The organism is Intrasporangium oryzae NRRL B-24470 (genome assembly GCF_000576595.1).
GTDB lineage: Bacteria > Actinomycetota > Actinomycetes > Actinomycetales > Dermatophilaceae > Intrasporangium_C > Intrasporangium_C oryzae.
Map to the genome: position 1 here is coordinate 17,339 of NZ_AWSA01000007.1, position 12,609 is coordinate 29,947.

The following is a 12,609-nucleotide window of genomic DNA, read 5'->3' on the forward strand; positions in this document are numbered from 1 at the left end:
TGCCTGAGGTCGACACCGATGTCGGTACCGTCTGGTCCATGAGTGAGGGTGAGCAGATCGACGGGCTCTGGGCGGTCATCCCCGCGGGCGGGGCCGGCACGCGGCTCTGGCCGCTGTCACGGCAGCACTCCCCGAAGTTCCTCCACGACCTGACCGGGTCTGGCCAGTCGCTCCTGCGGGCGACGTGGTCACGCCTCGAGCCGCTCGTCGGCGACCGGATGCTCGTCGTCACCGGCGCCGCACACGAGGAGGCCGTGCGCCGCCAGCTGCCCGCACTCCCCCACGACGCCGTGGTCGCCGAGCCGTCGCCCCGCGACTCGATGCCCGCGATCGGGCTTGCCGCGGCAATCATCGAGCGGCGCGACCCGACCGCGGTCCTCGGCTCGTTCGCGGCCGACCACGTCGTTGCCGACACGGACGCCTTCCGGCGCGCGATCGCCGAAGCCGTCGCGGTCGCCCGTGGCGGTGAGCTCGTCACGATCGGCATCGAGCCGACGCACCCGGCCACCGGCTTCGGCTACATCCGTCTCGGCAAGGCCCTCGAGGTCTCCGACGCGCCGAGCGCCCGGCGCGTCGACGAGTTCGTCGAGAAGCCGGACTCCGCGACTGCTGCCCACTACCTCAGCACGGGCGAGTACCGCTGGAACGCAGGCATGTTCGTCGTCGGCGCGACGAGGCTGCTCGACCTGCTCGCGACGGAGCATCCCGAGATGGTCGAGAGCCTGCGTGCCATCGCCGACGACCCCGGGCGCATGGTCGACCTGTGGCCGACCCTGACCAAGATCGCCATCGACCACGCCGTCGCCGAGCCGGCGGCCGCGGCGGGGCTGGTCGCCGTCGTGCCGGCGGCGCTCGGCTGGGACGACATCGGCGACTTCGCCTCCCTCGGTGGTCTCATCGACGCCGCCGACGGGACGCCCGGGCTCAAGGTCCTCGGTGAGGTCGGCGACGTCGTCGCGATCGGCTCGACCGGGCTCGTCTCGACGAGCGGACGGGTCGTGGCCCTCGTCGGGGTCGATGACGTCGTCGTGGTCGACACGCCCGACGCCGTGCTCGTCCTGGCCCGCGAGCGGGCCCAGGACGTCAAGCAGGTCATCGCCGAGCTGACGGCGCGGCAGCGCACCGACCTGCTCTGACCTCTGGGCGGCCCCGCACGGGGCCGTCGCTCAGTCGTCGTGGCCGTAGATGTCGCGCGTGTAGACCCGGTCGGCGACGTCCTCTAGGTCGTGGGCGTGCCGGTTGGCGACGATGACGTCGGCGAGACCCTTGAACTCGTCGAGGTCGCGCACCACCCGGGAGTGGAAGAACTCGTCGACCTCGAGCGTCGGCTCGTAGACGACGACCTCGACGCCCCTGGCCTTGATCCGCTTCATGATGCCCTGGATGCTCGAGCTCCTGAAGTTGTCGGAGCCGGCCTTCATCACGAGGCGGTACATCCCGACCACCTTCGGCTCGCGGCGCAGGATGTCGGCGGCGATGAAGTCCTTGCGCGTTGTGTTGGAGTCGACGATCGCGTGGATGAGGTTCTGGGGCACCTCGTTGTAGTTGGCGAGCAGCTGCTTGGTGTCCTTGGGGAGGCAGTACCCGCCGTAGCCGAAGGACGGGTTGTTGTAGTGCGACCCGATGCGCGGGTCGAGGCCGACCCCCTCGATGATCGAGCGCGTGTCGAGACCGTGCATCGCGGCATACGTGTCGAGCTCGTTGAAGTAGGCGACGCGCATGGCGAGGTAGGTGTTGGCGAAGAGCTTGATGGCCTCGGCCTCGGCCGGCTCGGTGAAGAGGACGGGGGTGTCGTCGTCATCGGAGCCGTCGACGAGGAGCTCGGCGAACTGCTTCGCCTCGGCACTCGTGTCGCCGATGACGATGCGGCTCGGGTGCAGGTTGTCCCAGAGCGCCCGACCCTCGCGGAGGAACTCGGGCGAGAAGACGACGTGCCCGCCGGGGTGGGCCGCGCGCATCCGCGCCGTGAACCCGACCGGCACGGTCGACTTGACGACGATCGTCGCGTCGGGAGCGTGCTCGAGCGCGTCGTGGATCACCGACTCGACCGACGAGGTGTCGAAGAAGTTCGTGTCGGGGTCGTAGTCGGTCGGCGTCGCGATGACGACGAAGTCCGCCCCGGCATACGCGTCGGCGGGGTCGGTCGTCGCGCGGAGGTCGAGGCCGCCCCGGTCGAGCCACTCCTCGAGCTCGGGGTCGACGATCGGCGAGCGGCCGTCGTTGACGAGCTCGACCCGGTGGGCGTCGATGTCGAGCGCGACCACCTCGCTCCGCTGGGCGAGGATGACGGCATTGGACAGGCCCACATAGCCGAGGCCGACGACGGTGATCTTCACGCCGAGGAGCCTAGCCGCCGAGTCAGGGGATCGCGCAGCCTGGGAGGGCGCCCCAGGACGCCTGCGGCGGCAGCACAGGGATGCCTGTCCTCGATGCTGCCGACGTGCCGGCTGCTGCGGTGACCGCGCCGCCCGAGGTCGGGATGCGGCTCCCCCAGCCGCGGCCGACACCGGCCTCGGGTCACCCCGCAGCGGGGACGCCGGTCGCCTCGCGGACGAACGCCCAGAAGCGCGCGACCTCCTCGGGGGTCTCGACGCCCACCGGCGCGTAGTGCGTCGGGCGCCGGCGCCGGTCGTGCCACAGTCCACCTGACCCGGTCGGCTCGGCGGTGGCCGCGAGCCAGACGGCCGTGTCGGCGCCGGAGTCGGCGTCGCGAAGGAGCGGACCCATGACCGACGCGAAGCGAGGGAGCGACTCGGTCACACCAGGGGTGTCGGCCCAGCCCGGGTGCATCGAGCTGACGCGGATGTCGCGCCGCCCGAGGTCACGCGCCCAGCACTCGGCGAGGACGATCTGCATCCGCTTCGTCCGGGCGTATGCCGTCACCCCGGAGTAGTCGGAACGGGAGTACTCCGGGTCCTCGACGTCGAGGCGCTGCCCGTAGGCGCCTCCCGACGTGACGAGGACGACGCGCCCTCCACCCGACAAGGCATCGGCGAGGCCGTAGGTCAGCACGTGCGGGCCGAGGACGTGCGTCGCGAGAGCCAGCTCGTGGCCCTCGCGGGTGGTCGTCCGGCTCGCCGGCATCACCCCCGCGTTGTGGACCAGGGCGTGCAGGTGCGGGACCCGACGGGAGAAGTCGGCAGCGAAGGCGCGCACGCCGTCGAGGTCGCTGACGTCGGAGACCTCCTCCTCGACGCTCGCACCGGGCACGGCCTCGAGCAGCCGGGTACGGGCGGTCTCGAGCCGGGACGGGTCGCGACCCGTGATGTGGACCGTCGCCCCGAGCCGGGCCAGTCCCCGCGCCGTCGCGAGACCCAGGCCGCCGCTCGCCCCCGTCACGAGCACGTGCCGACCCGCCAGGGCGTCGGGCGCCGGGTCCGACGGCCACCACCGGCGGCGCACCGCCGGGCCCACCCGGGTGAAGCCGAGGACGAGGGACTTGTCCATCGCCCAGTCGAGCGCCGAGGCGAGGGGCGAGGAGGCGGAGGGCGTCATGACGCAACCCTAGGTCGAGGGCACGGTGCGCCGCCGAGGGTCCCGGCGGCATACGTGCTCGTGGAAAAAGTCACAGTCGTGCGCGTACCGGGGAGTAGGAACGAGGTCACTCCCCGTGCACAGATAAGGTGCCAAGGTGGCCACGAATACTCTCCCAAGGACGGGACAGATCTCGGCACGCCGCACCACCGTGTTCATGAAGCTGCTCATGGCACTGTCCGGCGCGCTCTTCGTCTTCTACGTCCTCCTGCACATGTACGGCAACCTCAAGATCTTCGCGGGAGTGGAGGCGTTCGACGAGTACGCGTACCACCTGCGCACGATCCTCACGCCGATCCTGCCGTTCGGCGGCTTCCTCTGGCTCTTCCGTGCGCTGCTCGTGGTCGCGCTCGTCGCCCACGCGTGGTCCGCGTTCTACCTGTGGAGCAAGGCCCAGGGAGCCCGGAAGACGCGCTACGTGGCCAAGCAGGCCGCGAAGCGCACGCTGAAGACGAAGTGGATGCGGTGGGGCGGTGTCGCCCTCCTGCTCTTCCTGGTGTGGCACCTGCTCCAGTTCACGATCCTCAAGTTCAACGTCGGCCCCGACGCCGTCGGTGACAGCCCCGGCAAGCTCGTCATCTCGAGCTTCCAGGTGTGGTGGGTCGTCCTCATCTACCTGCTCGCGCTCGTCGCCCTCGGCCTGCACCTCTACCACGGCGTGTGGAGCGCCACGCAGACGCTCGGCTGGGCCGGCGGTGTCCGGTCGCGCCGCAATGCCAAGGCGACCGCGACGGTCATCGCGCTCGTCACCAGCATCGGCTTCGCGCTGCCGCCACTCGCCATCCTGTTCGGATTCGTCAAGGGGAACTGAGCCATGACCGCACCGACCACCGAACGCACCGAACTCATCCACGGCCTCTACACCGAGGGCGAGCCGATCGTCGACACCAAGGCGCCCGCGGGCCCCATCGAGCAGCGCTGGTCCAAGCGCAAGTTCGAGGCGGCCCTCGTCAACCCGGCCAACCGGCGCAAGCTGTCGGTCATCATCGTCGGCACCGGCCTCGCCGGTGGCGCCGCCGCAGCCACGCTCGGCGAGGCCGGCTACCACGTGAAGTCGTTCTGCTACCAGGACTCCCCGCGCCGGGCCCACTCGATCGCCGCGCAGGGCGGCATCAACGCCGCGAAGAACTACAAGGAGGACGGCGACTCCGTCTTCCGCCTCTTCTACGACACCGTCAAGGGCGGCGACTACCGCTCGCGCGAGTCGAACGTCTACCGCCTCGCCGAGGTGAGCGCCAACATCATCGACCAGTGCGTCGCCCAGGGCGTCCCGTTCGCCCGTGAGTACGGCGGCCTGCTCGACAACCGCTCCTTCGGCGGCGTCCAGGTCTCGCGCACCTTCTACGCGCGTGGCCAGACGGGCCAGCAGCTGCTCATCGGCGCCTACCAGGCCCTCGAGCGCCAGGTCGCCGCCGGGACGGTCGAGATGTTCGCCCGCCACGAGATGCTCGAGCTCGTCGTCGTCGACGGCAAGGCGCGCGGCATCATCGCCCGCGACCTCGTGACCGGTGAGGTCGAGACGCACCTCGCCGACGCGGTCGTCCTCGCGAGCGGCGGCTACGGCAACGTCTTCTACCTCTCGACCAACGCGATGGGCAGCAACGTCACCGCGACGTGGCGGGCGCACCGCAAGGGCGCCTACTTCGGCAACCCCTGCTACACCCAGATCCACCCGACCTGCATCCCCGTCTCCGGCGAGCACCAGAGCAAGCTCACGCTCATGTCCGAGTCGCTGCGCAACGACGGACGCATCTGGGTTCCGAAGAAGGCCGAGGACTGCGAGAAGGACCCGCGGGAGATCCCCGAGGAGGACCGCGACTACTACCTGGAGCGGATCTACCCGAGCTTCGGCAACCTCGTCCCCCGCGACATCGCCTCCCGCCAGGCCAAGAACGTCTGCGACGAAGGCCGCGGCGTCGGTCCGAAGGTCGGAGACTTCCGCCGGGGTGTCTACCTCGACTTCACCGACGCCCTCAAGCGCATGAGCGCCGAGGCCGTCGCGGAGAAGTACGGCAACCTCCTCGACATGTACCAGCGCATCACGGGCGAGAACCCGTACGAGGTGCCGATGCGCATCTACCCGGCGGTCCACTACACGATGGGTGGCCTCTGGGTCGACTACGACCTCCAGTCGAGCATCCCGGGCCTCTTCGTCGCCGGCGAGGCGAACTTCTCCGACCACGGTGCCAACCGACTCGGCGCGTCGGCCCTGATGCAGGGACTCGCCGACGGCTACTTCGTCCTGCCGAACACGATCCGCGACTACCTCGCCAAGGGCCCGTTCGAGGCGCTCGAGGAGTCGCACCCGTCGGTCGTCGAGGCCAAGGCAGCCGTCGACGCCCGCGTCGCCAAGTTCCTCTCGATCAACGGCGACCGCTCGGTCGACTCCTTCCACAAGGAGCTCGGCAACATCATGTGGGAGTACTGCGGCATGGAGCGCTCCGAGGAGGGGCTGCTCAAGGCGATCGACCTCATCCGTGGGCTGCGCGACGAGTTCTGGCGCAACGTCAAGGTGCTCGGCGCCGCCGACACGCTCAACCAGAGCCTCGAGAAGGCAGGCCGCGTCGCCGACTTCCTCGAGCTCGGTGAGCTCATGTGCATCGACGCGCTGCACCGCCGCGAGTCCTGCGGCGGCCACTTCCGGGCCGAGTCCCAGACGGAGGACGGCGAGGCGCTGCGTCACGACGACGAGTACGCCTACGTCGCGGCGTGGGAGTGGGGCGGCGACAGCGGCGCGCCCGTCCTGCACAAGGAAGACCTGGTCTACGAATTCGTCGAGATGAAGCAGCGGAGCTACAAGTGAACCTCACCCTCAAGATCTGGCGCCAGGCGGGCCCCCGGGCCCAGGGCGAGATGGTCACCTACCCGGTCACCGACATCTCCGAGGACATGTCCTTCCTCGAGATGCTCGACGTCCTCAACGAGCAGCTCAACGCCCGGGGCGAGGAGCCGATCGCCTTCGACTCCGACTGCCGGGAGGGCATCTGCGGCATGTGCGGGCTCATGATCTCGGGCCAGGCCCACGGCCCCGAGGTCACGACGACCTGCCAGCTGCACATGCGCTCGTTCAAGGACGGCGACGAGATCACCGTCGAGCCGTGGCGCGCCGACGCGTTCCCGGTCATCAAGGACCTCGTCGTCGACCGCTCGTCCTTCGACCGCATCATCCAGGCGGGGGGCTTCATCAGCGCCAACACCGGTTCGGCGCCCGAAGCCCACTCGGTGCCGGTGCCCAAGCCCAAGGCCGACCGGTCCTTCATGGCGGCTGCGTGCATCGGCTGCGGCGCCTGCGTCGCGGCGTGCCCCAACGCGTCGGGAATGCTCTTCATGGGTGCGAAGATCACCCACCTCGGTGAGCTCCCCCAGGGCCAGCCCGAGCGCGACGCCCGCGTCGTGTCGATGGTGAGCACGCACGACCACGAGGGCTTCGGCGGCTGCACCAACGTCGGCGCCTGCGCCGACGCGTGCCCCAAGGAGATCCCGCTCGACGTGATCAACCAGCTCAACAAGGACCTGCGCCGCGCGCTGATGCACGGCGAGTGACCTCCGGCCACGCCGGCCCCGGACCAACCCGCCTCCTCCTCGTGAGGGGGCGGGTTAGTCTGTGCGGCGATGCCGCATGTCGAGCCCTTTCGCCGCCGTCCCGGGACGCTCCTCGCCGCCGGGGCGCTGCTCGCAGCCGTCTCCCTCACGACGACGATGACGACGGCGTATGCCGTCCCGCCCCGTGCGGTGGCCGCCGGGTCGAGCGCCCTGCCGCCTGCCCTCCTGGGGACTGCACCAGCCTGCGCGCCGTGGCAGGCCCCGGCGACCATCCCGCCGGGCGTGACGCTGAAGCCGCGCGTCTTCCCCACCGACGAGGCTTCGCCGAGCCCGGCCTCGCCCGGCCCGTCCGGCTCGACACCGGCGGCGAGCACGAGCACCGCTCGGCCCCGCGTGATCTGCCGCGCCGTGCCGCCCGTGCCGTTCCCCCACCCGGCGTGGGACCCGCAGACGGTCGTCGGCGGCGCCCGCCTCGCCGGGGTCGGGGTCGTCGTCGACCGCCCCCCGTCCGTCCCGCCTCCGCCCGAGGTCTACGACGTCTCGTACGTCGTGGCCGACCTCGACACGGGTGAGGTCCTCGCAGCCAAGTCTCCGCACGCGTGGCTGCGACCCGCCAGCACCCTCAAGACGCTCACCGCGCTGACCCTGATGCCCCTGCTCGACCCACGCCGCGTCGTGACGGCGAGCGAGGCGGCCCAGAACGCCGCAGGCTCGCGCGTCGGCATGCTCGCCGGCAACCCATATCCGGTCTCGAGCCTCTTCGACGCGATGCTCATGTTCTCGGCCAACGACGCCGTCTACGCCCTCGCCGATGCCGCGGGCGGCTATGACCGGACCGTGGCACTCATGAACGAGAAGGCGGCCGAGATCGGCGCGCACGACACCCTCACGGTCGACCCGAGCGGGCTCGACGAGGGCGACCAGCGCTCGAGCGCCTACGACCTCGCGCTCATCGGGCGCGACGCCATGCGACTGCCGGCGTTCCGAGCCACGATCGCGAAACGGGACGCCGTCTTCCCGGGGGGCGAGGACCGACGGGGCAAGACGTGGCCCGCCTTCCACGTCTCCACGATCAACGAGCTGCTGCTTCACTACCCGGGTGCGATCGGGATCAAGCCGGGTCGCACCGACCGGGCGCAGCACACCTTCATCGGCGCCGCCACGCGAGGCGGCCGCACCCTCATCGTCGCCGAGATGGGCAGCATCACCGGTTCGTGGAAGCCGACCGCCGCCCTGCTCGACTGGGGTTTCGCCCATGCCGACCAGGTGACACCGGTGGGGCGCCTCGTCGATCCCGGAGAGGCCGCCGCCCCCGTGCCTGCGGTGGTCCAGAGCCCGACCGGAACCCCGACGCCCGCGAGGCAGGCGGCCGGGGCGCAGGCACCGCTCGCCGCCGCGGTGGGTTCGGCGGTCGGAGTGCCGTCCACGACCGCTGGCTGGGTGGTCCTCGTCGCCGTGCTCGGAGCGCTGCTCGGGCTCGTCGCGATCCGGGCAGGGCGCCGGCGGCGGGGCTCGGCGCGCGGACGTCCCGAGCCGGGGCTCAGCCGACCGGAGCACCCAGCCGGGTGAGGACCTCCTCGAGCTCGGCGGATCGGTTCGACCAGTCGAGCTCGACGGCGCGCTCCCGGGCCCGCTGCCGCAGCTGGGCCAGCAGGCTCTCGCTCCCCAGAAGGGCGCTGAGGGCCTCCGCGAGACGTTCAGGGTCCTCGCGCGGCACGACGAGCGCCGAGCCGCCGGCCGCCTCCGGCATCCCGCCCGAGTCACTGATGACCGTCGCGGCCCCGCTCGCCATCGACTCGAGGAGCGTGAGCGGGCACGGGTCGTGCCAGCGAGCAGGAAGGACGACCACATCGGCCCACGCGTAGTGGGCGGCAACGGCATACCGGTCGACGAAGGGGACGAACTCGACCGGGTGCGGGAGCGACTCGGCCTGTGTGCGGAGGCTTGCCTCGTAGGGCGTGAGTGCGTCGGCCGACGAGAACCCGGAGCTGCCGACGATGCGGACCTCGACGTCGGGAGAGGCGAGCCGCGCGCACGCGGACAGGAGCAGGTCTGCGCCCTTCGCCGGGACGATGCGACCGAGGAAGAGGACACGGAGGCGCTCGCCCCGCTCCCACGGGCCCGGGCGGAAGGCTGAGGTGTCGACGCCGTTGACGACCGGGACGATCCGCTCACGGAGGGCGCGTGGCGCCCGCTGCTCCAGCCGGTCGGCGAGCCACGTGCTCACCGCGACGACGCCGGCGAAGCCGGACAGAGCCCGGGCGACGGCCGGCCGCGGGCCCGGAAGGACCTCGTTGTGGGCGTAGAGCACGGGGTAGGACCTGCGCGGAGCGAGCGCACCCGTGTAGGGCGCGTTGTGCAGCAGAAGCGTGTGATCCCCCTCGGGCAGGGCGTCCATCGCACGCCCGTAGGAGCGGTTCTGGAAGGGTCGTCCGAGCCCGGTGCGCGCCGCGATCGCGTCGACCTTCGCGCGGCGGCCGTCGACGTAGGGGCCTGCGTCGTACTCGACCACGTCGGCCGAGTCGTACCGCTCGGTGAACGTCCCACGGGCGACGAGCACGGTGTGCCGGCCCCGGTGGGCCCCGCGGGCGAGACCGTCGATGACGGTCATCGTGGCGGACCCGGTGCGGGGTGAGAAGTGATCGTGCGGGGTGGGCAGGTGGACGATCACGCGGACAGCCTAGCGAGCCGGAGCGGGTGGCTCCGGCGGCTGGCCGCCGGCCCGACGGCGACCCTTCCTGCGGGACGCGAGCAGGGCGGCCGCGGCGGCGCCGACCATCGCCCCGGCGGCGAAGGTCCTGCGCCCGCTGGACAGCGCGACCCGGTCCAGCGGCGCACCGTCCGTCGTGCCCGCCGCTGGCGACACCCGGCCCACGTCGGCCACGCCTCCCGGCGACGCGGCACGGTCCCCGACCCGGGTCAGTCGCTCCCCGGCCGACTCCCCTGCCGACTCCCCGGCCGGCTCGAGCGCGTCGGGGCCGGGCCGAACTTCGGTGCGGGCCAGGGCGACCTTGTCGGCCGACCAGGCTGCCGAGAGCAGCACCACCCGCGCGATGAGGTTGAGCCACACGAGGAGACCGACCGAGACGGCGACCGCGCCGAGGAGGGGGTTGCTGGTCGAGCGTGCGATGAGCTGAGCGCCGAAGTACTTGAGGACCGTGAGCAGGACCGCGCCGACGATCGCGCCGTCGCGCACATTGGCCCACGGGAGCGGGACGCCGGACAGGATCCGAAGGAGCACGACCATGATGGCCGTGTCCACGAGGACCGCGACGAACAGGCCGAGCACCGCGACGAGCGGCCCCTCGCCCGCCAGGCCGACCCAGGACGCGACGGACCCGGTGACCGCACCGAGCAACGTGCTCAGTACTGCCGAGACGAGGATCGCGAAGCCCAGCACGAAGAGCACGGCCAAGTCACGTGCCTTGCCGGCGACGAAGGTGCCGGGCCATGCGCCAAGCCCGAAGATGCCGCGGATCCCGGTGCGCAGGGCTCCGACCCACCCCAGGCCGGCCCACAGCAGGACGAGGAGCGCGACGACTCCGGTCAGGGTCAGGGTCAGGGCCGCAGGGGTGGTGACGCTGATGATTCCGTCAGGGTGCTCGGGGGTCTTGACCATCCCCGGGAACATCGTCTCGAACCAGCTGACGACCGATGCGAGCAGCTCGGGGCGCCCGCGCAGGACGAAGCCGAAGATCGTGAACGCGAGGGTGGCGGCGGGGAAGATCGAGAAGAAGCTGTAGTAGGCGACCCCGGCGCTGAGGAGGTTGCCGTTGGCCCCGGTGTATCGCTGCCAGGCGCTCCACGCGCGGGTCTCCCTCGCCCACGCGACGGCGCCTGCGAGCGAGGCCATGGGTCAGCCGGCCCCGAGCGGGAACTCGTGGATCGGGCGCCAGACGAGGTCGTCGCCGAGCTCGTAGAGGTGGAAGGCGTCGACCGGGAAGCTGACGGCGTAGTCGGCGAGCTCGTCGAAGGCCCGGTCGAGAGCACTCTGCGACACGTTGTGGGCGACCGTCACGTGAGGGTGGTAGTAGAAGTCCAGGTCGCGCTTGACGGGCCCCGACCGGAGGGAGCGCTCGAGGCTCTCGCACGCCGAGACGCCCTGGGCCACCTGGATGAAGACGACGTCGGACAGCGGCCGGAAGGTCCCCGTGCCGCGCAGGAGGACCTCGAACCCCGCGTGGACGTCGGCCACGCTCCGGCAGTGAAGGCGGAATGCGGCATACGCCTCATCGTCGACCACGGTCGGCGGGAGCAACGTGATGTGCGCCGGGATCTGCCACGCGGAGGGGTCACCGAACTGCGCGCGGCGCTCCTGGAGGAACTCGCCGTGCGGAGACGGGATCGGGATCGAGACGCCGATCGTCGTTGGCCGAACGGTCTTCACGTAGCCGACCGTATCGAATCGCCGGGAGAGCTCGTCAGCGGCGCGTCGGTGCAGGCAGCAGACCGACCTTGTCGTAGACCCGGCGCACCGTCGCCTCGGCGACCTCGCGGGCCCGCTCGGCGCCGTCGGCAAGGATCCGGTCGAGCTCGCCCCGGTCCTTCATCAGCGCGAGGGTGCGGTCGCGGAACGGCGTGATCGTCTCGACCACGACCTCGGCGACGTCCTTCTTGAGGTCGCCGTAGCCCTTGCCCGCGTACGCGATCTCGAGCTCGGCGATCGAGCTGCCGGAGAGGGCCGAGTGGATCGACAGGAGGTTGGAGACGCCCGGCTTGTCCTCCTCGTCGAAGCGGATGTCGCGCTCGGTGTCGGTGACAGCCGACTTGATCTTCTTGACGATGCGGCTCGGCTCGTCGAGGAGGCTGACGAGCCCGGCATCGGTCGCTGCCGACTTGCTCATCTTGGAGGTCGGGTCCTGCAGGTCCTGGATCTTCGCCGTCGCCTTCATGATGTGCGGCTCCGGGACGACGAGCGTGTCGCCGAACCGCGCGTTGAACCGCCCCGCGAGGTCGCGGGAGAGCTCGAGGTGCTGGCGCTGGTCCTCACCGACCGGGACGACGTTGGCGTCGTAGATGAGGATGTCGGCGGCCTGGAGGACGGGGTAGGTGAAGAGGCCGACGTTGGTGTTGGTCCCCTTGGCCGACTTGTCCTTGAACTGCGTCATCCGGCTCGCCTCGCCGAAACCGGTCAGGCAGCTGAGGATCCAGTTGAGCTCGGTGTGCTGTGCGATGTGGCTCTGCACGAAGAGGACGGACCGCGCGGGGTCGACGCCACCGGCGATGAACTGCGCCGCCGTGAGGCGGGTCCGCTCACGCAGGACCTCGGGCTCCGGTCCGGTCGTCAGCGCGTGGAGGTCGGCCACGAAGTAGAAGGCGTCGTGCGTCTCCTGCAGCCGCACCCACTCGACGAGCGCCCCGATGTAGTTGCCGAGGTGGAGCGAGTCGCTCGTCGGCTGCATTCCGGACAGGCTGCGAGGGGCGTGCGTCGAAGACATGGGATGCATTCTGTCCCATGAGCCGTATGCCGCCCCAACCCGTCCCGTGTCAGGGCGCGTCCGGGGCGGGTCCAGGACCCGTCGAGGCCGGTCG

General features: G+C 71.0%; 11 protein-coding genes. 5 read left to right on the top strand and 6 right to left on the bottom strand.

Annotated features, from left to right (window positions below):
- Nucleotides 1-38 precede the first annotated feature (38 nt).
- Nucleotides 39-1,136, top strand: a complete 1,098-nt coding sequence (locus N865_RS04320) for a mannose-1-phosphate guanylyltransferase (RefSeq protein WP_034801962.1) — start codon at nt 39-41, stop codon at nt 1,134-1,136.
- A gap of 30 nt (nt 1,137-1,166) precedes the next feature.
- Here the strand turns inward: N865_RS04320 and N865_RS04325 are convergent, their stop codons facing one another.
- Nucleotides 1,167-2,336, bottom strand: coding sequence for a nucleotide sugar dehydrogenase (locus N865_RS04325; protein ID WP_034801964.1), 1,170 nt, complete (start codon nt 2,334-2,336; stop codon nt 1,167-1,169).
- 181 nt (nt 2,337-2,517) lie between these two features.
- Nucleotides 2,518-3,495, bottom strand: a complete 978-nt coding sequence (locus N865_RS04330; protein WP_034801966.1) for an SDR family NAD(P)-dependent oxidoreductase — start codon at nt 3,493-3,495, stop codon at nt 2,518-2,520.
- Nucleotides 3,496-3,691: 196 nt separating this feature from the next.
- Between N865_RS04330 and N865_RS04335 the strand changes: the two genes are divergently transcribed.
- The 4 genes from N865_RS04335 (at nt 3,692) to N865_RS21590 (ending at nt 8,646) form a co-directional block, all read left to right on the top strand.
- A complete protein-coding gene (locus N865_RS04335; RefSeq protein ID WP_169735696.1) occupies nt 3,692-4,345 on the top strand; it encodes a succinate dehydrogenase cytochrome b subunit in 654 nt (217 codons plus the stop codon).
- Between the two features lie 3 nt (nt 4,346-4,348).
- Nucleotides 4,349-6,337, top strand: coding sequence for a fumarate reductase/succinate dehydrogenase flavoprotein subunit (locus N865_RS04340; protein WP_034801971.1), 1,989 nt, complete (start codon nt 4,349-4,351; stop codon nt 6,335-6,337).
- Nucleotides 6,334-7,077 (top strand): succinate dehydrogenase/fumarate reductase iron-sulfur subunit, encoded by a 744-nt coding sequence (locus N865_RS04345; RefSeq protein WP_034801974.1) that lies wholly within the window; start codon nt 6,334-6,336, stop codon nt 7,075-7,077. Before N865_RS04340 ends, N865_RS04345 begins: the two co-directional genes overlap by 4 nt.
- A 69-nt stretch (nt 7,078-7,146) precedes the next feature.
- Nucleotides 7,147-8,646 carry a D-alanyl-D-alanine carboxypeptidase family protein gene (locus N865_RS21590; protein WP_051510124.1) on the top strand — a complete coding sequence of 500 codons (1,500 nt, stop codon included), beginning with the start codon at nt 7,147-7,149 and terminating at the stop codon, nt 8,644-8,646.
- Here N865_RS21590 and N865_RS04355 read toward each other — a convergent pair.
- The 4 genes from N865_RS04355 to trpS are packed head-to-tail and all read right to left on the bottom strand — an operon-like array spanning nt 8,618 to nt 12,515.
- A complete protein-coding gene (locus N865_RS04355; RefSeq protein ID WP_034801976.1) occupies nt 8,618-9,748 on the bottom strand; it encodes a glycosyltransferase family 4 protein in 1,131 nt (376 codons plus the stop codon). The two genes, N865_RS21590 and N865_RS04355, sit on opposite strands and share 29 nt — an antisense overlap.
- A gap of 9 nt (nt 9,749-9,757) precedes the next feature.
- The gene (locus N865_RS04360) at nt 9,758-10,930 is read right to left on the bottom strand and encodes a YihY/virulence factor BrkB family protein (protein WP_051510126.1); all 1,173 of its coding nucleotides are present in this window, start codon (nt 10,928-10,930) and stop codon (nt 9,758-9,760) included.
- Nucleotides 10,931-10,933: 3 nt separating this feature from the next.
- The gene (locus N865_RS04365) at nt 10,934-11,464 is read right to left on the bottom strand and encodes a 2'-5' RNA ligase family protein (protein ID WP_034801979.1); all 531 of its coding nucleotides are present in this window, start codon (nt 11,462-11,464) and stop codon (nt 10,934-10,936) included.
- A gap of 34 nt (nt 11,465-11,498) precedes the next feature.
- Nucleotides 11,499-12,515 carry a tryptophan--tRNA ligase gene (trpS, locus tag N865_RS04370; RefSeq protein ID WP_034801981.1) on the bottom strand — a complete coding sequence of 339 codons (1,017 nt, stop codon included), beginning with the start codon at nt 12,513-12,515 and terminating at the stop codon, nt 11,499-11,501.
- Nucleotides 12,516-12,609: the final 94 nt, after the last annotated feature.

What these genes read in the sequence shown, in the direction of transcription:
- N865_RS04320 (WP_034801962.1), top strand. Translation starts at nt 39, where the DNA reads ATGAGTGAGGGTGAGCAGATCGACGGGCTCTGGGCGGTCATCCCCGCG.
- N865_RS04330 (WP_034801966.1), bottom strand. Translation starts at nt 3,495, where the DNA reads ATGACGCCCTCCGCCTCCTCGCCCCTCGCCTCGGCGCTCGACTGGGCG.
- N865_RS04335 (WP_169735696.1), top strand. Translation starts at nt 3,692, where the DNA reads ATGAAGCTGCTCATGGCACTGTCCGGCGCGCTCTTCGTCTTCTACGTC.
- N865_RS04340 (WP_034801971.1), top strand. Translation starts at nt 4,349, where the DNA reads ATGACCGCACCGACCACCGAACGCACCGAACTCATCCACGGCCTCTAC.
- N865_RS21590 (WP_051510124.1), top strand. Translation starts at nt 7,147, where the DNA reads ATGCCGCATGTCGAGCCCTTTCGCCGCCGTCCCGGGACGCTCCTCGCC.
- N865_RS04360 (WP_051510126.1), bottom strand. Translation starts at nt 10,930, where the DNA reads ATGGCCTCGCTCGCAGGCGCCGTCGCGTGGGCGAGGGAGACCCGCGCG.
- trpS (WP_034801981.1), bottom strand. Translation starts at nt 12,515, where the DNA reads ATGTCTTCGACGCACGCCCCTCGCAGCCTGTCCGGAATGCAGCCGACG.